General features: G+C 52.4%; 28 protein-coding genes. 5 read left to right on the top strand and 23 right to left on the bottom strand.

Features of this window, described 5'->3' with window-relative positions:
• Nucleotides 1-42 precede the first annotated feature (42 nt).
• The 3 genes from ACEVJL_RS13215 to ACEVJL_RS13205 are packed head-to-tail and all read right to left on the bottom strand — an operon-like array spanning nucleotide 43 to nucleotide 1,321.
• Nucleotides 43-435 carry a hypothetical protein gene (locus ACEVJL_RS13215; protein ID WP_374738116.1) on the bottom strand — a complete coding sequence of 131 codons (393 nt, stop codon included), beginning with the start codon at nucleotides 433-435 and terminating at the stop codon, nucleotides 43-45.
• A gap of 8 nt (nucleotides 436-443) precedes the next feature.
• A complete protein-coding gene (locus ACEVJL_RS13210; protein WP_374738115.1) occupies nucleotides 444-1,130 on the bottom strand; it encodes a response regulator transcription factor in 687 nt (228 codons plus the stop codon).
• Nucleotides 1,127-1,321, bottom strand: a complete 195-nt coding sequence (locus ACEVJL_RS13205; RefSeq protein ID WP_087249719.1) for a helix-turn-helix domain-containing protein — start codon at nucleotides 1,319-1,321, stop codon at nucleotides 1,127-1,129. Before ACEVJL_RS13205 ends, ACEVJL_RS13210 begins: the two co-directional genes overlap by 4 nt.
• A gap of 139 nt (nucleotides 1,322-1,460) precedes the next feature.
• Here ACEVJL_RS13205 and ACEVJL_RS13200 point away from each other — a divergent pair, with 139 nt between their 5' ends.
• Nucleotides 1,461-1,826, top strand: coding sequence for a helix-turn-helix domain-containing protein (locus ACEVJL_RS13200; protein WP_180963101.1), 366 nt, complete (start codon nucleotides 1,461-1,463; stop codon nucleotides 1,824-1,826).
• 168 nt (nucleotides 1,827-1,994) lie between these two features.
• Here ACEVJL_RS13200 and ACEVJL_RS13195 read toward each other — a convergent pair whose 3' ends face one another.
• The 19 genes from ACEVJL_RS13195 to ACEVJL_RS13105 all read right to left on the bottom strand — a co-directional run bounded on the left by ACEVJL_RS13195 (nucleotide 1,995) and on the right by ACEVJL_RS13105 (nucleotide 20,856).
• Nucleotides 1,995-3,395 carry a relaxase/mobilization nuclease domain-containing protein gene (locus ACEVJL_RS13195; protein ID WP_425475197.1) on the bottom strand — a complete coding sequence of 467 codons (1,401 nt, stop codon included), beginning with the start codon at nucleotides 3,393-3,395 and terminating at the stop codon, nucleotides 1,995-1,997.
• A 94-nt stretch (nucleotides 3,396-3,489) separates the two neighbouring features.
• Nucleotides 3,490-3,783, bottom strand: coding sequence for a CD1845 family protein (locus ACEVJL_RS13190; RefSeq protein ID WP_021419844.1), 294 nt, complete (start codon nucleotides 3,781-3,783; stop codon nucleotides 3,490-3,492).
• A gap of 145 nt (nucleotides 3,784-3,928) precedes the next feature.
• On the bottom strand, nucleotides 3,929-5,062 hold the full coding sequence (locus ACEVJL_RS13185; protein WP_092368435.1) for a hypothetical protein: 1,134 nt from the start codon (nucleotides 5,060-5,062) through the stop codon (nucleotides 3,929-3,931).
• Nucleotides 5,063-5,076: 14 nt separating this feature from the next.
• A complete protein-coding gene (locus ACEVJL_RS13180) occupies nucleotides 5,077-6,018 on the bottom strand; it encodes a PD-(D/E)XK nuclease domain-containing protein (RefSeq protein ID WP_130848958.1) in 942 nt (313 codons plus the stop codon).
• The gene (locus tag ACEVJL_RS13175; RefSeq protein ID WP_374738114.1) at nucleotides 6,018-6,695 is read right to left on the bottom strand and encodes a hypothetical protein; all 678 of its coding nucleotides are present in this window, start codon (nucleotides 6,693-6,695) and stop codon (nucleotides 6,018-6,020) included. Before ACEVJL_RS13175 ends, ACEVJL_RS13180 begins: the two co-directional genes overlap by 1 nt.
• A 145-nt stretch (nucleotides 6,696-6,840) precedes the next feature.
• A complete protein-coding gene (locus tag ACEVJL_RS13170) occupies nucleotides 6,841-7,182 on the bottom strand; it encodes a plasmid mobilization protein (protein ID WP_021419845.1) in 342 nt (113 codons plus the stop codon).
• On the bottom strand, nucleotides 7,182-7,364 hold the full coding sequence (locus ACEVJL_RS13165) for a DUF4316 domain-containing protein (protein ID WP_092364963.1): 183 nt from the start codon (nucleotides 7,362-7,364) through the stop codon (nucleotides 7,182-7,184). Before ACEVJL_RS13165 ends, ACEVJL_RS13170 begins: the two co-directional genes overlap by 1 nt.
• Nucleotides 7,365-7,499: 135 nt before the next feature.
• Complete coding sequence (locus tag ACEVJL_RS13160; RefSeq protein ID WP_374738113.1) at nucleotides 7,500-7,727, bottom strand: hypothetical protein; 228 nt, start codon at nucleotides 7,725-7,727, stop codon at nucleotides 7,500-7,502.
• A gap of 47 nt (nucleotides 7,728-7,774) precedes the next feature.
• Nucleotides 7,775-8,062, bottom strand: coding sequence for a DUF7768 domain-containing protein (locus ACEVJL_RS13155; protein ID WP_374738112.1), 288 nt, complete (start codon nucleotides 8,060-8,062; stop codon nucleotides 7,775-7,777).
• Nucleotides 8,063-8,369: 307 nt separating this feature from the next.
• Complete coding sequence (locus ACEVJL_RS13150; protein ID WP_374738111.1) at nucleotides 8,370-9,749, bottom strand: ParB/RepB/Spo0J family partition protein; 1,380 nt, start codon at nucleotides 9,747-9,749, stop codon at nucleotides 8,370-8,372.
• A 254-nt stretch (nucleotides 9,750-10,003) separates the two neighbouring features.
• Entirely contained in the window at nucleotides 10,004-10,243 is a 240-nt protein-coding gene (locus ACEVJL_RS13145) for a hypothetical protein (RefSeq protein ID WP_110440891.1), read from the bottom strand.
• Between the two features lie 188 nt (nucleotides 10,244-10,431).
• Nucleotides 10,432-11,223 carry an EFR1 family ferrodoxin gene (locus tag ACEVJL_RS13140; protein ID WP_374738110.1) on the bottom strand — a complete coding sequence of 264 codons (792 nt, stop codon included), beginning with the start codon at nucleotides 11,221-11,223 and terminating at the stop codon, nucleotides 10,432-10,434.
• Nucleotides 11,224-11,391: 168 nt separating this feature from the next.
• Nucleotides 11,392-13,044 carry an ABC transporter permease subunit gene (locus ACEVJL_RS13135; protein ID WP_235396301.1) on the bottom strand — a complete coding sequence of 551 codons (1,653 nt, stop codon included), beginning with the start codon at nucleotides 13,042-13,044 and terminating at the stop codon, nucleotides 11,392-11,394.
• 15 nt (nucleotides 13,045-13,059) lie between these two features.
• Nucleotides 13,060-14,568, bottom strand: coding sequence for a sugar ABC transporter ATP-binding protein (locus tag ACEVJL_RS13130; RefSeq protein ID WP_008980342.1), 1,509 nt, complete (start codon nucleotides 14,566-14,568; stop codon nucleotides 13,060-13,062).
• Nucleotides 14,569-14,769: 201 nt separating this feature from the next.
• Nucleotides 14,770-16,062, bottom strand: coding sequence for a substrate-binding domain-containing protein (locus ACEVJL_RS13125; RefSeq protein ID WP_302667513.1), 1,293 nt, complete (start codon nucleotides 16,060-16,062; stop codon nucleotides 14,770-14,772).
• Nucleotides 16,063-16,238: 176 nt separating this feature from the next.
• Nucleotides 16,239-17,219: a substrate-binding domain-containing protein gene (locus ACEVJL_RS13120; protein WP_374738109.1), complete on the bottom strand. Its 981-nt coding sequence runs from the start codon at nucleotides 17,217-17,219 to the stop codon at nucleotides 16,239-16,241.
• A complete protein-coding gene (locus tag ACEVJL_RS13115) occupies nucleotides 17,206-18,924 on the bottom strand; it encodes a sensor histidine kinase (protein ID WP_374738108.1) in 1,719 nt (572 codons plus the stop codon). Before ACEVJL_RS13115 ends, ACEVJL_RS13120 begins: the two co-directional genes overlap by 14 nt.
• Entirely contained in the window at nucleotides 18,921-20,198 is a 1,278-nt protein-coding gene (locus ACEVJL_RS13110) for a response regulator (RefSeq protein WP_374738107.1), read from the bottom strand. The genes ACEVJL_RS13115 and ACEVJL_RS13110 overlap by 4 nt, the downstream gene beginning before the upstream one ends.
• 85 nt (nucleotides 20,199-20,283) lie before the next feature.
• Nucleotides 20,284-20,856, bottom strand: coding sequence for a hypothetical protein (locus ACEVJL_RS13105; RefSeq protein WP_374738106.1), 573 nt, complete (start codon nucleotides 20,854-20,856; stop codon nucleotides 20,284-20,286).
• Between the two features lie 253 nt (nucleotides 20,857-21,109).
• On the opposite strand from ACEVJL_RS13105, the gene ACEVJL_RS13100 reads away from it, so the two are divergent.
• From ACEVJL_RS13100 to codA, 3 genes are all read left to right on the top strand, one after another.
• The gene (locus tag ACEVJL_RS13100; protein WP_374738105.1) at nucleotides 21,110-21,625 is read left to right on the top strand and encodes a YcxB family protein; all 516 of its coding nucleotides are present in this window, start codon (nucleotides 21,110-21,112) and stop codon (nucleotides 21,623-21,625) included.
• Between the two features lie 288 nt (nucleotides 21,626-21,913).
• Entirely contained in the window at nucleotides 21,914-23,155 is a 1,242-nt protein-coding gene (gene codB, locus ACEVJL_RS13095) for a cytosine permease (RefSeq protein ID WP_235396311.1), read from the top strand.
• Nucleotides 23,156-23,182: 27 nt separating this feature from the next.
• Complete coding sequence (codA, locus tag ACEVJL_RS13090) at nucleotides 23,183-24,421, top strand: cytosine deaminase (RefSeq protein ID WP_008980350.1); 1,239 nt, start codon at nucleotides 23,183-23,185, stop codon at nucleotides 24,419-24,421.
• Nucleotides 24,422-24,498: 77 nt separating this feature from the next.
• Here the strand turns inward: codA and ACEVJL_RS13085 are convergent, their stop codons facing one another.
• Nucleotides 24,499-26,199, bottom strand: coding sequence for an ABC-ATPase domain-containing protein (locus ACEVJL_RS13085; protein ID WP_374738104.1), 1,701 nt, complete (start codon nucleotides 26,197-26,199; stop codon nucleotides 24,499-24,501).
• Between the two features lie 162 nt (nucleotides 26,200-26,361).
• Between ACEVJL_RS13085 and ACEVJL_RS13080 the strand changes: the two genes are divergently transcribed.
• The gene (locus tag ACEVJL_RS13080) at nucleotides 26,362-26,946 is read left to right on the top strand and encodes a TetR/AcrR family transcriptional regulator (protein WP_110440881.1); all 585 of its coding nucleotides are present in this window, start codon (nucleotides 26,362-26,364) and stop codon (nucleotides 26,944-26,946) included.
• The last annotated feature ends 24 nt before the right edge of the window (nucleotides 26,947-26,970 follow it).

Raw genomic sequence — 26,970 nt, 5'->3', positions numbered from 1 at the left:
ACCATCATTATGGAGAATTTCCGAACTACTTCAATTAGCTGTCTATATTGGGGTGGCCGTTAGGCCGCACAGCGGCCGCTGAGCTCCGCAACCGTGGCCGCTGGCCACCGCCGTATGCACCAAAGCATTTACTTCATGGAACAACCGATATAATTCGCCCTCGTCGTCACAGTCAATCCGTGCATCGTGATTGCCGGAAATGTATTCCCGTATTTGTGTCACGGCGTTTTCCATGATTTGCTCCTGCTTTCTAAAATAGAAAAACAGAGAAATAAAAATTAAAACTCCCATGCAAATTGCAGACAGCAATACATACAGTGCTGCAAACTTCCATTGCAGACTGACGGCAGCCACGGAAATTGACGAGAAACCAACGACAATCAACAGGATACAGATGAAAAGCTGTTTAATTTTTCGGCTTGCCAGTATTCGCATAGCATACCTCATTCCGTCACATTCCATTTGTAACCAATACGCCGAACAGTGACGATTTTTTGTGGATTGCCGGGGTCATTCTCAATTTTAGTGCGTAATCTTCGGATATATACTGTCAGGGTGCTGTTGTCAATATAGTTTTCCTCACAATCCCAAAGCCTGCTCAAAATTTGCTCCGATGACAGGACAATGTTTGGGTTTTCCATAAACAGACACAGCAATTTATATTCACTGGCCGTCAAGTCGATCAGAACATCGTCTTTGTAAACTTCATGCTTTAGTAGTTGTATTCTTATCCCATTTGAGTTCAATTCTGTATCAGCCTGATTGAAGTTCTCACTTCGGCGAAGCAGAGCATTGACCCTTGACAGAAATACCGCCAATTTGAAAGGCTTTGTAATATAATCGTCGCCTCCTATGTCAAGGCCCATAATAATATCCGTTTCTTCATCTGCTGCGGTCAAAAAGATAATCGGCACCTTTGAAGTCTGACGGATTTTTTTACATAGATCATAGCCGGAACCATCTGGCAGAGATACATCCAATATAACTAAATCATATTTTCCATTCATCCACAGATTTTCCGCTTCTGAACTTGTCCGGGCAATATCAATCTCATATCCCTGTTTCTTAATTGCAAAGGATAGTCCATTGATTAAGCTCAAATCATCTTCGACAAAGAAAATTCGTTTCATGTATTATCACCACCCATAGATTTATTTTCTTTACATCGTTTATCCAACGGCTTTTCTGCATTTTTGGGGATCAGCCAAACACCGGCCATCTTTACAGCGCCGGGAATACGGCCACCGGCGCAATAGTAGTTTACCCGTCGAGGGGTCACGCCCCATTTTTCGCTTGCCTCTTTCAAAGTCATATAATCCATAGCGCACCTCCATCTGTTCTATTGTAGTTCTTTTGCTCGAACAATACAAGTTGATGAAGGAGAAATAAAATAGAACTTCACATCAAATTACATTACATTCTCATATTCCAACCCGAAATGTACAATGATATAGGGTGATATGAGAATGAACCAAGACGAAAGAAGGTTTGACTTTCATGGGCTCGGGCTCGCTTTGAAACAAGCCAGAGAGGAAAAGGGCTGGACGCAAGCCTATGTGGCAGAGTTGGTCGGCAAGACTGACCGCACCATTATGAACATTGAGAACAAAGGCCAGCACCCCAGCTTCAATCTGTTTTTCAAACTCGTCACTCTGTTCGACATTTCCGTAGATCAGTTTTTCTATACAGAAGGTCAGCGTGGAGAGAACAGTTGCAGAAAGCACATTGATGTGCTTTTAAGCTCGATGAATGAGAAAGAGCTTGTTGTTATGGAGGCCACAGCCGAAGGGCTCAAAAAAGCCAGAGAAACGGAGGTTCAGGAGTAAGAGCCTCCGTTTTTTCATGCCATTTTGAGGGCTGTCGCTAAGTGGCAAGCAATGCCTCCGTGGCCACAAAGGCCCGGACGCTGCTTGTTGGGGCTCGCCCCAAACCCGTTGCTTCGGGCCAACATGGCCCGAAGCGTTCGCGTCGCTTTGCTCCTTGTTTTCATAACCTCAACGCTCCTTTTCCTGCTTTCTGCCCGGCTCGGTGTAGCCCAGCAGAGTATCAATATTTGCCTTGATGGTGACGATCTCCTGCATATCCCGGCGCGCTTTCTGATACTCTCCATAAAGGCGCTTTTTCTTTGCCGTGAGCTTACGGCCTTCCTCCTTCAGCGCATCCATTTTCGGGAGCTTCGCCCCGCCCAGCAGACGGCGCATTTCCGCCTGTGCCGCCCGGTACAGTTCAATATCGGCCTCATGCTCCGCAAGGAATTTCCGGCTGTACTTCGCAGCCTTGTACTGCTCAAAGACCGGGCGTGTTTTGGCATACTGGACCGTTGCGGCCTTTAGCCCGGCATTAGTTTTCATGGCCTGCTCCGTCTGCTTGATCTGCTCGGAAAGCGCATGAAAATGGTCGGTTGCCTCGGTGGCTTTCTGTGCCAACTGCTCATAATCAGTCAGGCCGTTGTCCTGTATATAGGCAAGGGCGGCGGCCATCTGCTTGATGTTGAACACCTTCGCCCACCGCTCGTAGACCGGCCCCTTACCGGCAGCCAGCTTTGCTTGAATATCCACCGCCAGACTGATTTTTCGCTCCGGGCGTCCGGGGCGTTTTTCTTTGCCCTCAATGGCGGCAAGAACATCTTTCAGATCGTAGCCGTCCCCCAGCGTAGAGGCCCGCAGACGGGTAAAGCGTTCCTGTCTCTGGCCGGTCAGCCGGAAGCTGATACCACCGCCCCGAACCTTCTTGACTTCATATCCGGCCCGCTTCATCAGGCCGAGAAATTCGTCCAGATCGACAGGGCGCTCCGCCAGCGCAGTATCAATGGCAAGGCGCAGCCGGTCCTGATACGAAAGCGGCCCTTTCCGTTCTTTCTGCCACTCCCCATAGTTCCGGTATTTTCCCTTGCTCCGGGGCTTCGGGTTCTCTACAATAGACAGTCCGTTTTCAAGGCACAGTCTGTCGGAGAGCCGCCGGAGGGCGAAGCTGGAGCCCCAGAAGTTTCGGAATTTCCGGGTACAGTCAAGGGTGGTAGAGTTGTAATAGATGTGACAATGGATGTGCTTCTTGTCGGTATGCGTGGTAACGATAAAAGCGTGCCGTCCCTTCGTCCAGCGCATAGCCAGCTCATAGCCGATACGGTTTGCCTCCTTCGGGGTGATCTCCCCCGGGTAGAAGGATTGTCGTATCTGATAGCACAGCACATCATTGGCCTTTTTCTGTTCCCGGCCTGTCATGGCGGCATAGCTGGCTTTCGCTAAAAGAAACTCGTCCGCCACGGTGGCAGGGTCGCACTCATAAGCGGAGATAAACTTTCCGCTTTCTGTTTTCTCCGGGTTTTTGCCATAGTCCAGACAATCCCGGATGGCCTCGGCAATCGTTTCGCCTTCGCCCGCATGGCGCTGCAACAAAGTTGTGGTAGCCAGAAATCATCCCTCCCTTCTATGAAAAAAGGGCGGCCCATCCAGACCGCCCCGACTTCGGGCCAACATGGCCCGAGGCTGTTTAACTTGCCAGAAACCGATACAGAGCGGATTTGCCTCCGTCCAGCGCCCAAAGCAGAGAACCAGCCGCCGCTTGCAGCCCATACGGCGAAAGGAGGAAGGCGAGGAACAGAAATACAATCCCGCCGATGGGGGTCGGCGTGAAAAAGAGGGCGATACCCAGCACCGCCAGGATCACGGAGGCAATCGTCAGCAGGAAGGCGCAAATATCAAACAGAAACACCAGCAGAGCCGCCAGAAGGGATAGCGCCAGAGCGAAGGGCGCGACTAATATTTTCAGCAGTATCTTCATCATCAAAACCTCCTTTATTCTTTCTATCTCTATTTTATCATGCCTGCCCGGGGACATAAATGTTGCGAAAGATTAGAGAATCCTGTCCTAAATCTATTTTCAAATAAAAACGGATGGTCTAATGAAACCATCCGTTTTTAAACATATTCTATTTGTCTGGCTTGATAGTTTGCTTAACCAGTTCGGCTTTTTGTTTCTCAATGAGATTTGAGTAGACTGCATAAGCAACATTTTGAAAATAATCGATATACAAACTCTGGTCACTTGCAGGCAAGGGGGCCAAACGTTCTATACCGTCATCTTCAAGCTGGTATGTTTTTACAATATTGATTTTCAAGTCGGTTTGCTTAAAATTCACATCGATTACTATTGTTATCGGGAGTGTCTTGTGCGAGAACTTGTAACTCATACTTGAAAAAATAAAACCTTGAGCCATACATTCCTTTACAAAATCATTATTTCTTAACCCGTCACCTTTTAAAATCGCACTACTAATTCCCGAAAGGCGTCCGGTGGGTTCAGAAGCATCAATTTCGCCTGATGTAGTCTCGTCATTTTCATCATCAATGCTTTTTTCATCTTTGTTTACAGTAACATTAATAATGTCTGTTAGTTTCCATTCTTTGTGAGTGTACGCGCCAAAATCATCAAAGAAATCTACCTTGTGTGCCTTTAAAAGACTTGCTAAAGTTATTCTTTTAAGACCAAATACAGCCTGTTCACTATCTTCTTGAATCATTTCATCCAGAAGTGTGACAAACTGTTTTGATTCCGACATTCCTTCGTGCCGTATGCTAACTTTAAACTTCTGCGAATCATCTTCTAACGGGGAAATCGTAACATCTAAAGTCACTGTTCGCGTTTCAGCAATTTTAATACGGCCTCTTTGGGGTTTTTTATATATGTACTGCAATGTTACGCTGGTTTGATTTCTTGCAATGTTTTTTAATGTATACTTAGTATTCGAACTACGACCTTTATTGACAAATTCATCTGCTATACTCGTCAGAAAATCTTCTTTGGACTGTTCGCTTTTAGGAGAGATTATGACAACAGTAGACTTCAAGTTGTTTTGCTCAAAATTCATAACCTCTTGCATCTGAGTCATAGTTGCAGAGCCAAAAAAATGATGGTGTATCAAGTCAGAAAGAGCCTCTGAATTAGTACATACGGGAAGGATACCTTTTTGCCGTAAAACATATTTGACACTTTGAGCGTTAATTAGTTTATCGTCTATTAATTTTTTAAGGTCATCCCCCTTAACAAAGGATTGAACTGCCATTATTCTCGCCTCCCTTATGACTCATAATAGATTCTTGATAAACGACGATTGTCCATCAGATAATATTTAAAAGTATCTTTTTCTGCGAACATTTTTGAAAAAGATTCTTTAATGTGATCTATGTCTTTTTCTGTTTCAGGATAAAAATAGAAATGAACTTCTTGATAACGATCACTTCTCGATTCTAATTGTAATTCATTAATCATATCCTGCAAATACTTTAAAGAATCATCTGTAACATGCTCAAAACAAAACAGGGCCTTTATATCAACCTTTGTTGTAACGCCTTGGTTGGTTGCACTTTTAATATAGGATGCCAAGATGTAGTCGGAAAATAAATATGTTGGCGTGACTACAGGTGAACGATCCCAGGTAGAACCACCAATGGATGGATATATAATGCCAAAGCTATTTTCAATACTGTTTTGCTTAATTTTCGCAATTTCAGCATTAAAAGAATACCATTTTTCAAGCCTACTATTATCTGCAAGATAAATCATTAGAGGATGGCGACGTCTTGGAACCTTAATTTGGGAAATGCTTTTTAACGCACGTTCCATCTCGTATATGTTATCACTTGAATTATATAATAAAATCCCACCGATTAAAGTATATTCTTCTAAATATGTAGTTAAGGCAGGAGATGTTGAAGCACACTCAATAGTATTACACAATTCCTCAACCCATAATGACAAATTGCTCGGAATAAAGTTAGACCATTCGCGATGTTTGCATTCTATAATAAAGGCCTCTTGGCGTTTAGTGAAAGGATTATAATACCCTGCTAATATATCTACACCATGCGTTTTTTTGTCAGAAGATTTTGCGTTTTTATGTGCAGCTCTTATGCAGTCAATTTGAACATCTTGAGCTAAAATCTTCCATTCCAAATGCTCAAAAATAGAATTTCCATAGTGCTCTAATTTTTTCCCAATTCTTTGACTAAGTTCGCCCATCAATGTTCACCTCCATTCAGCAAAATTTGATGGAGAAACAATATTTCTTCATCGTCCATCGAGGAACGAGACTTATAAACGGTAACTCGCCCCTTTGCAGTAATTCGGAGTTTAATTGAGCTATTATCACAGTAAAGAATAATAGTCATGCTTGAAATTTTATCATTATATTTCTGTAGGATAGAAAAAGCATCTCCATACGATGAGAGATCCACAGTAAAGTTGCCAACAATATCCTCCGTAAAGAGAAAATCTTGAAAGCACACTTTAGAGACTTTTAACTTATAACCTTTCAATTTTTCTAATAGAGTGTCAATCGTAACTTCGATACTATTAATGGAAATAGGCGCTAACAAATTCGATAGCTCAAATACTAATTTGTTTGCCGAAGTTTTGTTTCCCCAAATTTCCAAAAAACCATCCGTAATGCTGAAAGAAATAACATTTGCTTTAGGAACAATACGATATTCAAAAACTCTCTGCTCAGGGTTATAATAAGATTCTTGAGCATTTTGGACAATGACATATTCGCCCAGTAGTTCATTGGCGCTAATCATTTCCAAATTAAAATAGGTATTTTCATCTTCTGGATAACCTTTCAAGCGTGAATATACTGATTCTACATTGATTTCTGCTGGTGAACGCAATTCATATATAAAAATACTGCTGGAAGCCATCGAGTTACCTCCTTTAAAAATGTTGTCAGAATCTACAATTAATACAATTATACGACTATATAGAAAAGTTATCAATGTCATGGCAGGCAAAAGTTATCATCAAAATAAAAAAGGAAGGGCGACAGGAAAACCTGCCGCCCTCGTCTTATTTTGCCACCAGCTCGGAGAGCTCCCGCAGCACCTTTGACACCTCGCCCCACAGCTTTTCATAGTCTCGCTTCAATCCGTCGATTTCTTCCGGGTACACGCCGTAGGTATGCGCGTGTACGGCGACCTGATTGAGATTGTTGGAACAGCGCCTTTGCAGAGAGATCAATTCTTTTATGGGCGCAAGGTCAACGTGCAGGATATACCCATTCAGAGCCATCTTCCGCACATAAGCCCCGGCATTGGAAATGCCCGCTTCGGCCATCCGTTCGTGGATGGCCGCCAGCTCGTCCGGCGTCACCATGACGTGCAAATGGACATTCCGCTTGCGGTTCTCCATCAGCGTTCCAGCTCCCGGCCCTTTCTGCGCTCTTTTGGCTCCTTCACTTTGTCCAGCGGCTTTGCGTCCAGCTCCGGGGGCGCAGGCTGGATGGGCGTGTTATTGGGTACGCCGTCGATCATGTTGCAGTTCTGCTCCGTGGAAAGCTCGGCGGTTTTCAAACAGTTGTCTTTTTCGTGCATGGCAATCCTCCTTCTGTTCTGGCTTCGGGCCAACATGGCTCGAAGTGTGGTATGTTACGAAATGAGGGAGTAAACCGGGGCGGGATGGGTTGCAGTATTCCCGCCCCGGAAACGCCCTCAAAAAAGCCCGGAATATCAAGCCTTTCGGGGCGGCAAATCGTAACCGCCGCCCGGCCTTTTCTCCCGCATTTTCCTCATACGTTCCCGGCTTTTCCGGCGGTTTCCTTCGGCCTTGCAGGCGTCGGAACAGTAGGCTTGACGGCCTTCGGGTAAAAATGCCCGCCCGCAGACCGCACAGGCCCGAAGCTCCGGGGAGCCGCCTTCCACGGTCAGCGCCGCAAGAAGCTCCGGGTCGAGGGGCAAGACGGCCTCCCGGAAATACCGGCAGTAAAGCAGTTTAGCCTTGTTCCTCATTCACAATGTTGCGTCTTGCCGCTCAGTCGTGGGTAGATGGTTTCCCCAACTTGCGACGTCTCCGGTGCGCTATTGTCCCCCTTGTAGTTTCCCTCCGGGGTAAACCGGCTGACGCTATGTTCCTCGGGAACGCTGTCATTCAAGAACAGCGGAAGATACAAAAGCGGGCAGATGGGGGAAAAGCCCGCCTCATAGGCAAGGCGGCAGTAGTGGGCCGCCAGCTCCATATCAATATCCGGCTCACCGCTCCATGCGGCGGTCAGATAGGCCAAAGGTCGTTTCATTGGTTCAACCTCCATTTCTTTCTGATTTGCGGAAAGCAAGGTTTCGCCCAACCCCTCCGCCCCTTCCCCCGGGAAGGGGGACGGCTCTGGAGAATTTATATCCCCGTCGCTTGTCCGGGAAAAAGCATAACCAGGAGAAATCCGTCAAGGGTGCCTCTGGCACCGCCTGCGGCGGCGTTGCCCTTGACTGATTTTCCCGGCTATGCTACGGAATAACTGGCGACGGGGAATAATTTATATCTCCAGAGCTTCGGGGCGCGGGGCAGCGCCCCGCAATCCTCGGGCCATCTTGACCCGAAGTTTCGGCTTACTTTTCCGGCTCGGTTTTCTTCTCCGGCTTTTCGTGTTCCTTCTGCTGGCCCTTCCAGTCGTCCAGCAGCTTGATGATCTGGTCCTTCATTTCCCTCGGCGTGGTTTCCTTGCCGAAGTATTTGCTCAGTTCCGCACCCGTCAAAATCACTTTGTCTACCTCCTTTTTGTCCTCCATCATAATGCCGTCGATCACATCCCCGTTGAGCAGCTTCTTTTCGTCCAACTCCCTCATACGCTTTGCCTGCGCCTGCGAAGGCGAGGACTGCTGGCTGTCGATGGCGACGGCGATATAGTTCTGGTTCTTCTTGCCGATGTAGGAAAGCTCCACCGCCGTAGTGAAGCCCAGCTTTTTCTCGTCCATCAGCTTCATCAGGTCGGGGACCAGCTCATTCAGCCGGATATACCGCTGTACCTGCTTGACGGCCATCTTGTTCCGCTCGGCCACGATCTCGTTGGAGCGTTTGCCTGCGTCCTTCGGGTCAATCTGGCCCGAAGTGCGGGAGCCCTGGTGCTTGATGGCCTCAAGCTGCATTTTCAGAGCTTTGGCCCGCTCGCTGGGGAGGATTTCTTCGCGCTGGTTCAGATTGTCCTCCACCATCTGCGTGATGGCTTCATCGTCCGTCAGGTTGCGGACGATACAGGGCATATCCGCATATCCGGCAAGCTCGCTGGCCTTCTGGCGGCGGTGGCCGGACACGATCTCATAGCCGCCATCCTCACGGGGACGGACGATAGCGGGCTGGGTAACGCCCTTGTCCTTGACGCTGGACACCATAGCCCGCATTTCTTCATCGTCCCGTACCTCAAAGGGATGGTTTTTGAAGGCGTGGAGCTCGTTCAGCTTGATATATACGATCTGTTCCTCGCCACGGCGGGGAGCCTCCTTCGGCCCCTCGGGTTCTTTCGGAGCGGGAGCGGCCTGCACCGTGGGAGCCGTTTTTTTCTCCGGTTTCTCTTTGGGGGCTTTTTCCGGCTTTTTCTGTGCGGCGGCCTTGGGCTTCGGAGCGGCGGTCTTGTCCTTATCCTCTTTCGGAGGACGGCCCCGGCGCTTCGGCTGCTCGGGCTCTTTGGGCTTTTCCTGTTTTCCTTCGGACTTTTTCGGAGCTTCCGGCTGCTTTTCCGGTTTCTCCGTTTTTGCCGGGGCAGGCTTTTCCCCGCCGGAAGCTGCCGCCCGTTCCTCGGCTTTCTTTCCTTTCATAATTTCAGCAAAGTCATAGACGGACACCTGCGGGCTCTTTGCTTGCTGTTCCGTCTTTTTTTCGGCCTCCGGGGGAGTAGGCGTTTTCTCCGGCTCGGGCGGAGTTTCCTTGCCCGGCCCGGTATCCGTTACCGGCTGCTCCGGCATTTTCGTGTTTTTATCATCTGCCATAAGCATTTACCTCCTGTTTTTGGGTAAAAAAAGGGGCTCAACTTTTCAGTCAAGCCCCCGTGGGAAGTTCCTCCTTTCTCCGCCAAGATACAAAAATACCGCCCGTAGTCTCGTTTGGGCGGTACTTTGTGTAAGATTGGCAGTCCATTATTAAGTTTTTTATTATGTTCCCTTTGTACACCGTTGCAAATCCCTCCAAATAAAAAAGCGTGTAGCCAAGCTGGATTTATGCCATAGGCTACACGCTTTGAATTATCATGTTATTTCAGATAGTCCCCTACTGGAGCGTTGTTGTATTGTTTGATGATGCGAAGGAGAATAGAGCCATCCGGCTGTAAAACTTCAGAGAGGATCTGATACTGGACATGATTTCTCTCCAGCTGTTTTTTGTAATTCATCACTTCATTTTGTACTGCCTGTGCAGCATATTCATGCTCGACATTATCTTTTTGAAAGAAATGAAGCGTTTGACAGATACATGCTGCTCGGATTCGTTTCATAAACAGGCCTCCTGTCTCAGAATAAAAAGAAAACGTGCAGCAATCAACCGGATTTACGCCGATCTAGCTACACGTTGTAACTGTATTATATCGAAGGTTTGATAGAAATTCAAAGGTGGTTTTGAACAAAAAATCAAAAAAAGCAGCAGATCAGTCGGGACCACCTTGTCAAATCAGGGGGCAAAGATTTATTGGAAGTTCTTCTCGGCCTCTGTACGGAAACGGCCGCGGCGGTATTCCGGGCACTGGTAGCGTCGTTTTCCCTGGCTGGCTCGACCATATTCGATGGCTTGGACGGGGCAGCCATTGATACAGGCCATGCAGTGCGTACACTCCTTGCCCCACGCCGGATGCCCGTTTACCATAGAGATGGAACCAAGGGGGCAGCTGCGTTCACATTTGCCGCAGGAGGTACAGGCATCTGATACAGAAAACGGAGAAGATTTGACAAAAAAGCGATAGAACAGCGTGTTGACAATTCCGGACTTCAGATGATCCAGCACACCAGCCTTCCGAGGAGGAAAGTCCTCGCCGTCCCGGATAGCGAGGATGGCCTTGCCCAGGGCGAACCGGGAGGCGTCTATCAACTTCTTGGACAGCTCCGGATCGGGGATGGAGAACATGGCAGTATAGTTTTCCGGCATGACCACGGAGAGGGTTCCCCGGTAGCGCAGACCGATCTGCTGGCAGAGCGCCTGGTTGTATGGTGCCGCATTTCCATTGTCCCCGGCACAGGTCATGACAAAGTAGGCATCCCGGTTGCCGGAAAAATGACCGGAGCGAAGGATGGCCTCAAAAACTCTCGGGAGACGCCAGCTGTAAGTGGGGGCGACAAAAATCCAGGGTTTTGTGGAGGTCAGCTCCAGTGCGATACCATCTCGGATAAAGTGAAAGGTGTCCAGTAGCTCATCTTCCAGCTTATCTGCCAGCATTTTGGCGCAGTAGCGGCTGTTACCAGTGCCGCTGAAATAGACGATCATAGTGTATTCACCTCAAAACGTGTTGTCTGCGATTTGTCCACAGTATAACAGATTTTCCGGCGGCTGGGAATAGAAAACAGGGAGAGGGACTTCTTTCTATCAAAAGGACGGAAAAAGGACGGCCTGAGACGTGTCTCAGGCCGTCCTGATTTACTTGGCAGGGAAGAATTACTTCTTCTGCACGTACTTTAAGCAGTCCAGGGTCACGGCGACCAGAATGATGATGCCGGAGAAAACGAACTGCAGGTTGGTGTCGATACCCAGAATGGTCAGGGAGTAGGTCAGAGCGGTGAAGATGAACACGCCCACGACCACGCCGGAGATCTTACCGATACCGCCGGTGAAGGAGATACCACCGACCACGCAGGCGGCGATGGCGTCCATTTCCCAGCCCTGGCCGTAAGCGGCGGAGCCAGAACCCACCATGCGGATACACTCCAGCCAAGAGCCGAAGCCATACAGGATACCAGCCATTACGAAGGCACCCACGGTGACCAGGAACACGGAGATACCGGATACGGAAGCGGCCTCAGGGTTGCCGCCTACGGCGTACAGGTTCTTACCGAAGGTGGTCTTATTCCAGATGAACCACACAATGATAATGGCAGCCACGGCCCACAGAATGATGGTGGGGAACTTGCCGATGCGGGGGATGATCATGCTGGGGATGCTGGGATCAATGGCACCGAAGGAGACACCCTTGGTAGAGTAGGTGACCAGACCGAAGATGACCAGCATGTTGGCCATGGTGGAGATGAAGGGGTGCATCTTGAACTTTGCGGTGAAGAAGCCGGCGATGGTGGTAAAGATGGTGCACAGCACGATACAAACCACCAGAGCCAGAAGGATGCGGGCCACCACAGGCAGGCCGGTAAAGTCAAAGATATGACCAAACACAGAGCCGGTGTTGATGCCCTGGTGCATGATGATGGTGGCGGCCGTCATGCCCATACCAACCATACGGCCGATGGACAGGTCGGTGCCGGCCAGCAGGATCAGGCCGGCCACGCCGAGAGCCAGGAACATTCTGGGAGAGGCCTGCTGAAGGATGTTCAGCACGTTGTTCATCGTCAGCAGCTGAGTGTTCTTGACGATGGGGGTGATGATACAAAGGGCGATGAAGATAACAATGATGGCAAGATACAGGCCGTTTTTCAGGAAGAAGTCCCGCTTATTGAAAGTGTACTTATAGTTCTCCCATTTCTGGGCCATAGTCTCGCCGAAGGTGAACTTGGACATGCGGAGCATGTCGATCAGGTGATATTTGTAATCAAACGCAGCGTGCTGCCGATCTTTGACCTGCTGGAGGTCCTTGGCCAGGGTCATCTTGGCGTCGAAGAGACGGTTTTTGTGAACGTACTTCTCGTCCTTGATTTCGTGCTGGTCAGTGAGCTTGGACAGGGTGGCCTGATGCTCCTTGTTGAGCTCAGCCACAGCGGCCTGGTACTTCTCCTGAGCGGCGACTTTTTCATTGCGGCAGCTGGCCAGCAGGGGCTGGTAGTACTCTGCGTCGTAATGGGCCTTCAGGTAGTTCTCCGCGTCAGCGATCAGCTTGGAGATCTCAGCCTTGTTCTGGTTCTCTACCGCCTTGGCTGCTTCCAGCTCTTTCTTAAGCTGAGCAGCGCGGGCTTCCTTCTCCTGAGCAGTATAGATGCGGTCCCGCTTCAGGTTATCCAGTGTGCTCTGAATGTCAATGACTCTGTCGGTGCCGTCCACCCGCAGAGCATCAATTTTCGCTTGGATGCCGCCGACGTATTCGTCGATGGGCTGGCGCAGCTTCAGTTCCTGCTCCGCCGTAAGAATCTTGTTTTCTGTTGCCATATGCAATATCTCCCGTTATAGGTATTTTGCACTGAGCCGCAAAAGCTCTTCCTGATTGGTCTCCTTGGTGTTTACAATGCCGGAGAGATGTCCGTTGGACATAACGCCGATGCGGTTGGTGATACCCAGGATCTCGGGCATCTCCGAGGAGACTACGATGATGGTCTTGCCCTGTTTAGCCATTTTGATGATCAAGTCATAGATCTCATACTTGGCACCTACGTCAATGCCGCGGGTGGGCTCATCCATCATAAAGACCTGGGGTTCCCGTTCCAGCCACTTACCAAAGATGACCTTCTGCTGGTTGCCGCCGGAGAGGCTGGAGATCATATCGTCCGGTCCCATACACTTGGTGTGCATGATCTTGATCTCCTTGTTGGTGGCTTTGACCATCTTGGGATTGGACAGGGCCAGACCGGCCTTGTATTGATTCAGGTTTGCAATGGTGGTATTGAAGGTGAGGTCGCACTTAAGGAACAGACCGTTGGCCTTACGTTCCTCGGTGATCATAGCGAACCCGTGTTCAATGGCCTCCTTTGCGTTGCTGAAGTTCATCAGACGGTTTTTAAAGTAAACGCGGCCCGCTGCACGGGTACGCACGCCGAAGATGGTCTCCAGCAGCTCGGTACGGCCGGCGCCTACCAGGCCATACAGGCCAAAAATTTCGCCTTCCTTTACATCGAAGGTCACGTCCTGCAAATGAGGGGCATACTTGGTGGAGAGGTGCTGGACGGATAAAATCGTATCGCCCGGCGTGTTGTCCACCGGAGGGAAGCGGCTCTCCAGGGAGCGGCCCACCATGGCGGAGATCAGCTCATTCATGTTGGTGTCCTTGGAGTTCTTGGTCATGACCAGATTGCCGTCCCGCAAAACAGAGATCTCATCGCAGATTTCAAAGATCTCATCCATCTTGTGGGAGATGTAGATCAGGGAGATACCCTGAGACTTCAGCATCCGCATCATTTCAAACAGCTTATCGACCTCCTGAACCGTCAGGGAGGAGGTGGGCTCGTCCAAAACGATGACCTGGGAGTTGTAGGAGATTGCCTTGGCAATCTCACACATCTGCCGCTGAGAAACGGACATGTTCCGCATGGGCTGGGTGAGGTTCACCGTCATGCCAAGCTTACGGAACAGCTCGGAAGCTTTCTTCTTCATTCCGCCCTCATCCACTACGCCCAGCGAATTGGTGGGGTAGCGGCCCAGAAACAGGTTGTCGATGACATTCCGTTCCAGGCACTGGTTCAGCTCCTGGTGAACCATGGCGATTCCATTTTCCAAGGCGTCCTTGGGGCCGGAAAAACTGATTTCCTTGCCGTTTAAGTAAATTTTTCCCTCGTCCTTCTGATAGGTGCCGAACAGGCATTTCATCATCGTCGATTTACCGGCGCCGTTTTCACCCATCAATCCCATTACGGTTCCCCGTTTGATGTCCAGATTGATGTGGTCGAGCACCCGGTTACGACCGAAAGACTTGCTCATACCTCGTATTGACAGGACAATATCGTCTTTCGCATCTGCCATTCTCGTTACTCCTGTTTAAACATATTAGCAGTTTCAGCGAAAAATCTGATTCTGCCGAATGGTTCGTTTCAAAGTCGCTATTAGGGAGAAGGGTTCCCGCCGGACGGAGAGTGCTTTCTCCCGAACGGAGAATTCCTTCTCCCTAATAGCTAATGGTTACATGTTCTTAATAAAGATGGACAAATCGTCCATGCCGCTGAATTACTGGTTCAGCAGAGCGGTGTAGGAAGCAGCGTTGTCGGTCTTCACCATGTTGATGGCGAAAGCGTCATAAGCGCTGGGGTTGGACAGACGGTTGGTGATGTTGGACTCGGTCTGGCCGTCGCCGTCCACGTACTCGACCTTCAGGTTCAGCAGGTCGTCATAATTCTGCAGCAGAGGCTTGTAGGTGGAGCCCAGGAAGTTATCGGCGGCGTTGTAGGTGTTCAGCCACACGGACTTCTCGGGGTGCTTAGTAGCATCCAGCTGGTTGGAAACGGGAGCGTAGGTCACGGTGGAATCCAGGAAGTCCTTGTAGTTCTCAGCGGTGACAGCCACGTTCAGAGCGTAGTAGGAGCGCTCCTCAGCCACGTACTTGTACACGTCGGAGCTGAGCACGTTGCCCGCGTCATCCTCGGTGCCGATACCGGTGTCGATGTCCACGCCGTCCAGAGCGTTGCGCAGAACGCGCAGAGTCAGGTAAGCCTGAACGTCAGCGTGCTGGCTGATGGTGCCGCCGTAACCTTCCGCGATAGCGGCAACGGCGTCGGAGTTAGCGTCATAACCGAAGGTGGGAACCTTGTTCTCCTTGGACCAGGCGTTGAACATGGACATGCCCATGCCGTCGTTGTTGGAGGCGATGATGTCGATCTGGTCGCCGAAGGAAGCGGACCAGGTGCCGATGGCGTTGCCAGCGGTAGCGGCGTCCCAAGTGGCGCCGGCGGAGTTCTTCATCTCCTGAGAGGCCAGCTCGCGAACCTTGTAGGTCTTGCCGTCTACCTCGATGGAGCCGTCCTTAACAGCAGTGGCGGTGCCGTCCACGTTGGTGCCCACGGGGGAGCTGTCAGTGGCGCCGTCCTTCTCCACGGCAGTGCCCAGAGCGTTACGCACGCCGCGGGTACGAGCGATGGAGTCGTTGTGGCCGATGTCGCCGATGGCCAGCACGTAGCCGATCACGCCGTCGCCGTTGCGGTCGATCTCAACGCCGTCCTTGATGGCCTTCTCGATGTACTCCTTGATCATCTGACCCTGGAGCTCAGCGCCCTGGTTGGCGTCGAAGCCCACGTAGTAGGTCTTGTCGTTGAACTGCAGAGCGTTCATGTCCAGCTCGCCGGTGGAGCTATTGGAGGGCTGGCGGTTGTACCAGACAACGGGCTTGTCCTTGTTGGCTACGGTGGTGCTGTCGCCGCCGCTGCCGGAGCCGGAACCAGAGGCGGAGCTGCCGCCGCTGCTGCCGCAGGCAGCCAGGCCAAGAACCATAGTAGCAGCCAGGGTCAGTGCAAGAGCTTTCTTCATAATGATTCTCCTTTTCTGTGTAAATTGTACAGAGTCTTTCCTGTTGACTCCATCTCACATGTTTAATTTTATTAAAAGACAACCGGAAAAACAAGTATAAATTTCACCGAAAGAAGGGTAAAAAATTATGCCAATACAACAATGTGCCAAAATATAATGAAAAGAAATTGTGCATTTTACTCAATAGTTCGCTGCTCAAAAGCGAACAGCGCTTTTTGGCTGTCCATGGTAAACAGGTTGCGTCGATCCACGATTTTGGTAGAAGTGTCCACCGTGCGCTCCAGAGAGGAGCCTTGGCCGGAGAGCAGTTTATAAGCACTTTCCACCCCTAAATAGCCCATAGCGTAGGGATTTTGAACAATCAGAGCATCAACGCTGCCCTCCTGAAGCCCGTCCACTGTGGCGACGTTGGAGTCAAAGCCCACCAGAAATACGTCCTCGGAGAGACCAAGAGACTCCACCGCATTGGCAGCACCCACGCTGGTGGGTTCGTTGAAAGCCAGCAGGACGTTGATCTGCGGATATTTTTCCAAAAGTGCGGTGGTGTCGGATTGGGCGTGGCTGGCCTCAGCCAGAGTGTTGATGATGCCGACGATCTCTGCCCGGCCGCTCTGGGTGAAGGTATCCACTGCGCCCTGTTCCCGTTCCTGGCCGTTGGCGCTGCTGATATCATAGTTGATGATGCCAACCTTGAGGGGACCGCTGATCCGGTCCAGGGCCGATTGGGCAGCCATCTGTCCGGCGGCGTAGTTGTCCGTACCAATGTAAGTGCTCACCGCGCTGGAAGCTACGTTGCTGTCGATGGCTACGATCTGGACCCCTGCCTGGGCGGCAGCGTCAATGGCAGCGGCGTTGTTCTCGTAGTCAATGGCAGAGAAGACCAGGGCTTCCGCGCCCGCTTCCACTGCATTGGCCACCATTTGGTTTTGGGTTTCGTAGTCCTCCTCGGCCTTGGGACCGGTGATGATGAGTTCCACGTTATATTCTGTGGCGGCGGCCTCCGCTCCGGCAAAGACGGACAGCCAGAACTCAGTCTGGGTGGACTTGGCGACAATAGCCACCGTGTGCTGGGAGGAGGGAGCGATGCTTGCGGTGCAGCCGCACAGCAGGGAAAGAGTCAGCGCCGTACTCAGAACGGCCCATTTATTTCGCTTCATAGTTTCCCTCCTGTATCTTGGGCATGCGGATCTCTACACAGGTACCCACATCCAGCTCACTGGTGATATGCAGACCGTATTGTTTGCCAAAGTAGATTTTCAGACGGTCGTTGACATTCTTGATTCCAATGCCGGTGCGGTCCTTGGGGCCGTGCCGGAGAATGGAGTCGATCTGCTCGGGACTCATGCCCACACCGTTATCCTGAACGGAGAACACGATGTCCTCTCCATCCTGCCGCACCTGTACGAGGATGACTCCTTCGTCCACCAGCAGATCCAGACCGTGGTTAATGGCATTTTCAATAATGGGCTGGAGGGTGATCTTATTGCAGTAGTAATCCAGACAATCCGGGTCCACGTCAAACTGATAGGTGAACTGGTTTTTATAGCGGTATTTTTGAATTTGCAGGTAGCTCTCGGCGTGTTCGATCTCTTTGGAGATGGGGATCAGCTCGTGTCCCTTGCTGATGCTGATTCGGAACAGCCGGGCCAGGGCGTGGACCATTTTTACCGCATCGGCGTTGCGTCCCTGCTCACACATCCAGGCAATGGAATCCAGTGTGTTGTATAAAAAGTGTGGGTTGATCTGGGCCTGGAGGGCTTTCAGCTCTGTTTTGCGCAGGTTGACCTCCTCCTCGCGCACGGTGGACATGAGCTGCTGAATGCGCAGCACCATGTGGCCGAAGGAGTCGGACAATTCCCGCACCTCCCGGGTGCCGCCCACAGGCCGGTAGGTAAAGTGGTCGGCGTCAGCCTCAAAGCTCTCCATAGCAGAAGCCAGCCCGCGCAGGGGGCGGTCCAGCAGACGGGAGAGCAGCCAGCTGGTGAGCAGAGCGGAAACCAGCACGACTACTGCAAGCATGGCGGACAGACGGATCATATCCCGCACATTGCGGTTGACCAACTCGTCAACATAGCTGACGCCCACAATGCGCCAATCGCTGCCCGCTACGCTGGTCAGACAGTAGATGACCGTATCGTCCACATAGGTGCCATCCCTCAGGGCGGAGAGTGCCTCGGTATCTTCCGATTTCAGGCCCGCGTACAGCAGCTGCTGCTGGGGGTGATAGATGATGTTGCCGTCCCGGTCGATGAGAAAGCAGTAGCCACGCTGACCGATGCTTACATTATTAATGTAACTGGAGATGCTGGAAAAGCTCAGGTCCAGAGAGACCCAGGCGGCCTCGCCGCCCTGGTCCAGGGGAGCGGTCATGGTGACCACCCAGGGGTAGTAACTCTCAAAAATGGTCTCCACGTGGGGAGCGGTCATGTAGGCAGTTTGAGAGTTGAGCGCCTTTTCCAGGTTAAAGGAGAGATTCTGGTAGATGTTCTCCTTTGGCTGTCGGCCGGGAGACCAGCAGTCCAACAGGGTTCCTTGGGCGGAATAGCTGGTGACAGCCACCACGTCGGGGCGGAACTCCAGAAATGCGGCCAGCAGTTCATCCCGGTCGCTCTCATGCTCCAGCATGGAATGCTTGACCAAAGTCATGGCCTGGTCCATGTCTTGCAGATAGTTGCCCACCGTGTTGGATACCTGGGAAACTGCCTGGGCGCTGCTGGTGCGGGCGCTCTGAACCATGGCGCTGCGGTAGCGGTCTAAAAACAGAAAGATACAGCAGCACAGGATGATGGCTACCACACCCACTACCATGGAGACCAGAATGGTGGTAATTCGTACTCCGGTGCGGGGAGCGTTCTGTTTCAAGAGTGCTCACCCGCCTTTTCCAGGTCCAGGCGGCGGCGCATGGCGTTGGGGGACTCGCCGCAGTACTTTTTAAAGCAGTAGCTGAAGTAGTGCTGATCAGTGTAACCGCACCGCTGGGCGATCTCCTGGATTTTCAGGGAGGAGGTACTCAGCAGATCCCGGGCGGCCTCCATGCGCTTGCGGATGAGAATGTTGATGAAAGTCTCACCGGCGTATTTTTTGATGCAGGCGCTGAGATGGTTGGGGCTGACATCCAGCATCCCGCTCAGCGACACCAGAGAGAGGTCTGCATCCATATAGTACTGATCCAGAGTATCCAGTGCCCGCTTGCACAGCAGATTACCCCCTTTAACGGCGGGGGCCAGGTCACTGATAAACTGAGCGCCGGCTTCCGTCTTATCCCCCTGGCGCAGAGCTTCCATAGCTTCCCGGTAGGCGTCATGCAGTGCGGAGAGGGAGTTGGCGGGACGGCTCACGCCGATGCGGCAGCGCTTGCCCAGAACACGGGAGGCCATTTGGGGGATCTCATCGGCCAGAATGTGCAGGTACTCCTCGAAATCGGAGGGGTTGCCCAGCAGCACTGAGATGACCTTGCCGGAGGCAAAAAAGCTGGAGCCGCGGAGATATTTCTCTGAGAGGGTATGCACCGAGGACGGAAAGGAGGGGTCCGTGCAGTTGGAGCCGTCCTCATTGAGGAGGATGGATACCATGACCGTGTAGTAGGGGTGGTCATCGGCATCCCGCAGTAGGCCGCACTGCCGGGCCAGAGCCTCGGCCTGGGCCGCGCCGTCCGGGTCTGGATAGTCGTCCAGAACCAGAGGCATAAGAAAGGCGGCCCGCAGGTCCTGTTCGTCTGCGCGGGGGACCGCCTGACGAAAGAGTGCGAACTGGGCATCGATCTTTTGGCGGATGTTGCGCAGCTCCGCGCCAAGGCCTTCCAGGGTCAGCGGCTTGAGCATATAGCTGATGATGTTATACTGGATGGCCTGCTTGGCGTACTCAAAGTCGTCGTAGCCGCTGAGAAAGGCGATGTTGGTGGCGGGGCGGATCTCACGCACCTGCCGCGCCAGTTCGATGCCGGAGATAAAGGGCATGCGGATGTCGGTCAGCAGCAGGTCGGGTTCGTGTTTTTCTACCAGCTGGAGGGCGTCCAGACCGTTGCTGGCATTTCCCACCAGGCAAAACCCGTAGTCTTCCCAGGGAATCATGGTACATACGGCTTCCCGAAGTTCATCCTCGTCATCGGCGACGATCACAGTGTAGAGTGCGGCCATTTTCATCGATCCTTTCTGTTGTGGGGAAATGGGAAGTCAGCGGCTCCGCTGTTTTAATAAAGGTGTAGTGGGCGGCCTGAGGCGTTTAATTTCCGCTTTGGCTGCCGGAGCCGGTCCGGGTCAAATTGAGCCCGTGCTCTCCAATCTCAAGAGAGCCGTTTTTCAGGGAGATAAAGGGGGAAAATTCCACCGTATCCCCCTGATAGGTGAGCTGTATGGTAGCGTCAGAGAAAATATCGCTGACGTTGCACTGAATGATAAACGGTTCACAATCGGGGTCGTGATAGAACAGGGTGCGTTCGGAGGTCTCCAGGTCATTTTTGTAGAGGGAGAGCTCCATGCCGGAATAACGGGGGATCACCAGATAGTAATCGCCGGAGGAGAGGTAGTGGACCGGGATGTCTTCGCTGTCCAGATATTGCTGGACGTAGTAGTCCAGATCTTCGATCTGCTGATAACCCAGATGGGCCACGGCATAACTTTGCCCGTCGGAAAAGGGGATGGCATCCTGTTTGCTGCTCTCGCTCTGAGAGGACAGATGGGAGGAGCTGGAGGGAGCAGAACTTGGAGTGCTGGAAGAGCCGGGATTAGCGCTTGTGCAGCCGGCCAGCAGAAGTCCGGAAAGAAGAACGGCTGTGAAGGAAAGATTCCATTTCATATGCGGTACCTCATAGTATTTGGGCGGAAAAGCCCCTTGTGGAAGGAAAAGCCGTGCAGGGATCTGCACGGCTGGCTGAGGTCAGGCGAAAGGCCTGCCGATTCCTCTTTATCATAACAAGAAATTTACCACAATACAACCGCATCTTCCCGATAAAATAACCTTAATGGAACTTAAGATGAAATTAAGAGATCCTTTCTTGGTGTGTAAGGGGCGGGTTGTTATACTGTTAAAAACAGTCGAGGAGCATGTTATGGAATTTGCCTGCAAAACGGTTTATGACCACAAGACGCTGGCCGCTATGTCCAAGGCGCTGCGCAGGACAATGCGGAAAAAAACCTCCTGGTGTGAGTGGCTGCTCTTTCTGGGGCTGGTTGTTTTGGCTCTGGGCACAGTCATGGACGCATCCCAGAGTATATGGCGTCGGGGGATCTATTTGACGGTAGTGGTGTTGGTCCTGTTTCTGCAGTGGAAGGGGGACTACCTGAACGCCTTTTTTGCCAAACGAAAGGCTCTGCCCGGAACAGATGTATGCCGGGCGCACTTTTACCCCGAGTTCTATGAAACGGAGATTGCCGGCGTTCAGACCCAGTGGCAGTATACCAAGGTCCAGGCCCTGGTGGAGACCAAGGACTATATCATCCTGATTTTGGGCAAAAACCAGGCTCAGGCCTATGATAAGAGCGGCCTGGAGGGCAGGAGCGTACGTGAGTTTTGCGGGTTTCTCAGCCGAAAAACCGGCCTGCATGTGCAGACTTTCCTGCGCTGAGCCGCAAAGCGGATAAAAATTATAAAATCCATAAAAAATAATAAGGATTCCCTGGTCCGGCCTGAAGGTCGGCACCGGGGAATTTTTTATATGCAGGGTGCGCTGAGACGAAACTGTCCAGAAGAATCCAAAGGGCCATCCTGGTGCAAAATACCGTATGTTCCAGAGCATTTTTCGGCGTTTTCCTGAGAAAGGAAGAGAGTGAAAATGTGGACAGCAATTCCAGTATTGTGATATAGTAAATAGCTATTGTAAGGAATGAAATAGAAACAGAGGGTGATTGCAAATATGAAAAAAGACGAAAACAAGCCAAAGAATGCGCAGGTAGACGCCGACTACTCCCTGGAAGCAGTACCGGAGTCCGCCCGAAAGGGTTTTTGGAATATGTTCTTCGTCATGCTGGGGTTCACATTTTTCTCTGCCAGCATGAGCGTAGGCGCCAAGCTGGGCAACGGTCTGGACCTGTCCGGGTTTTTCTGGGCCTGCCTTATTGGCGGCGTGATTTTGTCCGCCTACTGCGGTATCCTGGCCTATATCGGCTCCGAGACCGGAATGACCATGGACCTGCTGTGCCGCCGCACCTTTGGTGAGAAGGGCTCCTACCTTTCTTCCGCCATTCTGGGCTTTACTCAGATCGGCTGGTTTGGCGTGGGTGTGGCCATGTTCTCCATTCCTGCCGCCCAGCTGATGGGGGTCAATGAGTGGGTCCTCACCATCATCGCCGGCCTGCTGATGACCGCCACTGCCGCCACCGGTATGAAGGCTCTGGAGATCGTCAGCTACATCTCCGTGCCCCTGATCGTCATTCTGGGCATGTACTCCATGATCACTGCCACCAGCGAAGGTGGAGGACTCACTGCCATCTTTGCCCAGTCTGCCGGCGGCATCACGCTGATGACGGGCATCGGCTATGTTATCGGCTCCTTTATCTCCGGCGGTACCGCCACCCCCAACTTCATCCGTTTTGCCAAAAACAGCAAAATCGCCGTGTGGACCACTGTGATTGCCTTTTTCCTGGGAAATACTCTGATGTTCTGCTTTGGCGCAGTGGGCGGCGCTTTTACCGGCAAGGATGACATCTTTTATGTGATGATCGCCCAGGGTCTGGCGATCCCCGCTCTCATCGTGCTGGGCGCCAACATCTGGACCACGAACAATAACGCCCTGTACACCGGTGGATTGGCCATCTCCAACGTCTCCGGCGTACGGATGAAGTTTACCACGTGGATCGCCGGTATCGTGGGCACCGCCCTGGCCATCTGGCTGTACTGGAACTTTGTGGGCTGGCTGAACATCCTCAACTGCGCTCTGCCTCCCATCGGCGCCATCGTGATTCTGGACTTTTTGAAAAACTGCAAAAAGTTTGCCGCAGACGGTCAGACCGCCGCGGTCAACTGGTTCAACATCGCCGGCATCGTGCTGGGTGCTGCGGTAGCCAATACCCTGCACTGGGGTATCGCCGCTCTGAACGCTATGATCGTGGCGGCTATCTGCTTCTTTGTGGGCGAACTGCTCCGGAAAGACCGGTAATATATTTTTAGAGAGGACGGTACGGTTATGCTGCTGAAAGATCTGCACTTGGGCAACGCCCAGGAGACGGTGGACATTCGGGTCACCGACGGGAAGTTTGCACAGATTGCTCCCAATTTGGAGCCCATCCCGGGAGAGGAAACGGTCACCGACTGTGCGGGCAAGATGGTGCTGCCTCCTTTTGTGGAGTCCCACGTACACCTGGACACCTGCCTGACCGCGGGCCGTCCCCGCTGGAACCTCACCGGAACCTTGTTTGAAGGTATCCAGTGTTGGGAGGAGTACAAGCCCTTCCTCACCAAGCAGGAGGTGAAGGAGCGGGTCAACAAGGCTATCCGGATGCAGGCGTCCAACGGTATCCAGTATGTGCGTACCCACGTGGATATCAACGATCCCAAGCTCACCGCCCTGGAGGCTATCCTGGAGCTGCGGGAGGAAGTCCGGGACTACATGGACATCCAGATCGTGGCTTTTCCCCAGTACGGCATCTTGAGCTACCCCAAGGGAGCGGAGCTTCTGGAGCAGGCCCTGAAGATGGGAGCGGATGCCGCAGGCGCCATTCCCCACTTTGAGTTTACCCGGGAGTACTCTGTGGAGTCCCTGAACATTTGCTTCGACCTGGCTCAGAAGTACAATAAGCTCATTGACGTCCACTGCGATGAAATTGATGACGAGGCCTCCCGGGGCCTGGAGACCCTGGCCACCCGTGCCTATGAGACGGGCATGAAGGACATGGTCACCGCCTCCCACACCACCGCCATGCACAGCTATAATAATGCCTATGTCATTCGTCTCATGCGTATCCTCAAGCTCTCCGGCATCAACTTTGTGGCCAACCCCTGCGTCAACGTCCATCTGGGCGGACGGGCTGACACTTATCCCAAGCGCCGCAGCATGACCCGGGTGAAGGAGCTTACCGACGAGGGAATCAACGTCTCCTTCGGCTCGGACGATATCTTCGATCCCTGGAACCCCCTGGGCAACGCCAAGATGCGCGACCAGGTGTTTATGGGCCTGTATACCGGTCATATGCTGGGCTATGACGAGATCGTAAACTCCTACCGCTTCGTCACCACCAATGCCGCCCGCACTCTCCACCTGGGGGATGACTACGGCATCGCAGAGGGGAAGAATGCCAACTTTGTCATCCTGGATGCCAAGGACTGGTACGATGCTTTGAACTATGATGCGCCCATCTTGCGCAATTACCGTAAAGGAAAACTCATTGCCAGCACAGCCCCCGTGGACAAGCAGGTGTTCTTCTGATTCCCCGGGAAACCAAATGCGCCGCAGAGCAACTGCTCTGCGGCGCATTTTTGTAAGGGGATAAAACTTGTCATCCCTTATAGCTGTAAGCCTCGATAGCGGTTGAAGCAGGCGAAAAGTTCCTGGGTCCGGGGCCGGGCCAGAAAGGGCACACCGGAGCGGCCTCCGCACAGGGATTCCAGACCTTTTTCATCAAACATAGCCTCCAGCTCTGCCACGATCTGACTCAGAGTGTGTCTCCCGTCCATCAGGTGCTGCTGGGCATACACCATGGCGTAGCCCAGGGCGGCGGACTGCTCTCCGTCCCGCAGCTGCTCTACATACCGCAGGTCGATGGTCTCCCGATTGATGGACACTCCATCCCGGCCCAGGGATTTGAGCTTGATCCGGTCGCCCCGAAATTCCGGAGAAGGGGCGGGGCAGCGCTTGAAGCTGGGCAAGGGGGCAGGCGGCAGAGGAGTGGCACTGACCGGAAACGCGGCGGCTTCCTGCTTGGCCAGCGCGGTGATGTCTTTGGGAACGTAGCGGTCCATCTGAAGGATGGTGTCCGCCACATGGAAGTAGGCTCCCGAGCTTCCGGCCACCAGAATGGTGGAAATGCCGTGCGCCTCATAGAGCTCCCGCACCCGGTCAATGAAGGGGGTAATCGGCTCCATGTCCCGGTGGATGACCCGCTGCATCAGCTCGTCCCGGACCATGAAGTTGGTGGCGCTGGTGTCCTCGTCAATAAGCAGCAGGGAAGTCCCCGCCTCCATGGCCTCTACCACGTTGGCTGCCTGGGAGGTACTGCCGCTGGCATCCTCCGTGGTGAAGGCGGTAGTGTTCTTGCCGTTGGGCAGGTCGTTGATGAACATGGAGATATCCGTGCGGCGGATGCTGCGTCCGTCCTCCGAGCGGATTTTCACGGCACTTTCGTCGGTGATTACATATTCCCGGCCATCCCCGGCGATGTGGTTGTACACTCCCAGCTCCAGAGCTTTGAGGAGGGTGGACTTTCCGTGATAGCCGCCGCCTACAATCAGGGTAACTCCCTGCCGGATTCCCATGCCGGTGAGTTTGCCCCGGTGGGGCAGATCCAGGGTGACAGACAGCTCCTGGGGGGAACGGAAGGGAACAGCGTCCTTCATGGGCAGGGAGGAGACACCGGAGGCCCGGGGCAGGATACTTCCGTCGGCCACAAAGGCGCACAGGCCCAGCTGGGGCAGCATGTCCCGAATGGCCTGCTGGTCCTCCGCCAGATCGGCGATGGCCTGGAGATGTGCCGGATTCAAATTACGGTAAAACAGAGTGTTTTCCACGCACCGGGGGAGCAGATCAAAGAGAATCTTCTCCAGCTCCCGGGCGTTGATGGTGCGGCCATTGGCGGGAAAACCCACCTTCAGGCGTAGAATCAGCCCGCCGGTGTTGGGATTTAACCGGCAGGCGGTGCGCTCCAATACTTCCTGACCGCAGCGGCTGATGGAAATGAGACCGCTGTGTCCCGAGCCCTTGGCCTGGAAGGAGGCCTGGCTTGCCTGCTTCCCAAACCGGCGGGTCAACTCGTCCTGGAGGGCGATACGTTGACAGGGCAGCCGGTAGAGCTCTTTGGGAAAGCCTGCCTGGCGGCCATCCACATGGATGCTCACCTTGGAGGGGGAAGCAAAGGGATCTCCCTGTACGTGGTCGATAGACAGCACATACCCGGGAAATTGATAGGTTCCCCGGGTGTCCTTGTAAGCGGGGTAGCTCCTGCGGTCAATGCGGGAGAGCAGGGTTTTCAGGTCATTGGATGTCTGCATGGAATGATTCCTCCTCTGAGGCAATGGTTTTTTGTATTATAGCTGGAATTTTCCCGGTTTACAATTAAAATCAAGGGGAGGAGCGGCGGGAGAAAAGTTCATATTGAAACCGGCGTATTTTCCGGTATAATAAATCCAACCGTTTTTGTGGGAGTGATTGCCGTGTCAAACACCACCAAGCAGGGCCTGGAAGCATCTTTAAAGCGGATGATGCTGAAGAAACCTCTGGACAAGATCACCATCCGGGACATTACCGAGGACTGCGGCGTGAGCCGCATGGCCTTTTATTACCACTTCAAAGATATCTATGATCTGGTGGAGTGGTCCTGCGTGGAAGATGCCTCCCGGGCGCTCCAGGGAAAGAAAACCTATGATACCTGGCATGAAGGGCTGCTGCAGATTTTTGAGGCGGTGCTGGAAAATAAGCCCTTTATTCTCAATGCCTACCGCTGTATCAGCCGGGACCAGATGGAGAACTTCCTGTTCAAGCTGACCTACGGCCTGATCCGAGGCGTGGTGGACGAGCAGAGCCAGGGCGTGGAGATCACCGAGGAGGACAAGACCTTCATTGCGGAATTTTATAAATACAGCTTTGTGGGGATCCTGCTGGACTGGATCAAGCAGGGGATGAACGCAGACTATCGGATCATTGCGGAGAAAATCAGTACCACCATGCACGGAAACGTGTCCAACTCCATTCAAAATTTTGCCCGTGGCGGCAGACACTTTACAGATCAAGGCCGATGATAAGTTTTTTATCAGCGGCCTTTG

It is taken from the genome of Flintibacter porci (genome assembly GCF_041925195.1).
GTDB lineage: Bacteria > Bacillota > Clostridia > Oscillospirales > Oscillospiraceae > Lawsonibacter > Lawsonibacter porci.
Note: the sequence above shows the minus strand (reverse complement) of the source record. Positions and strands in the feature narration are given on the sequence as shown.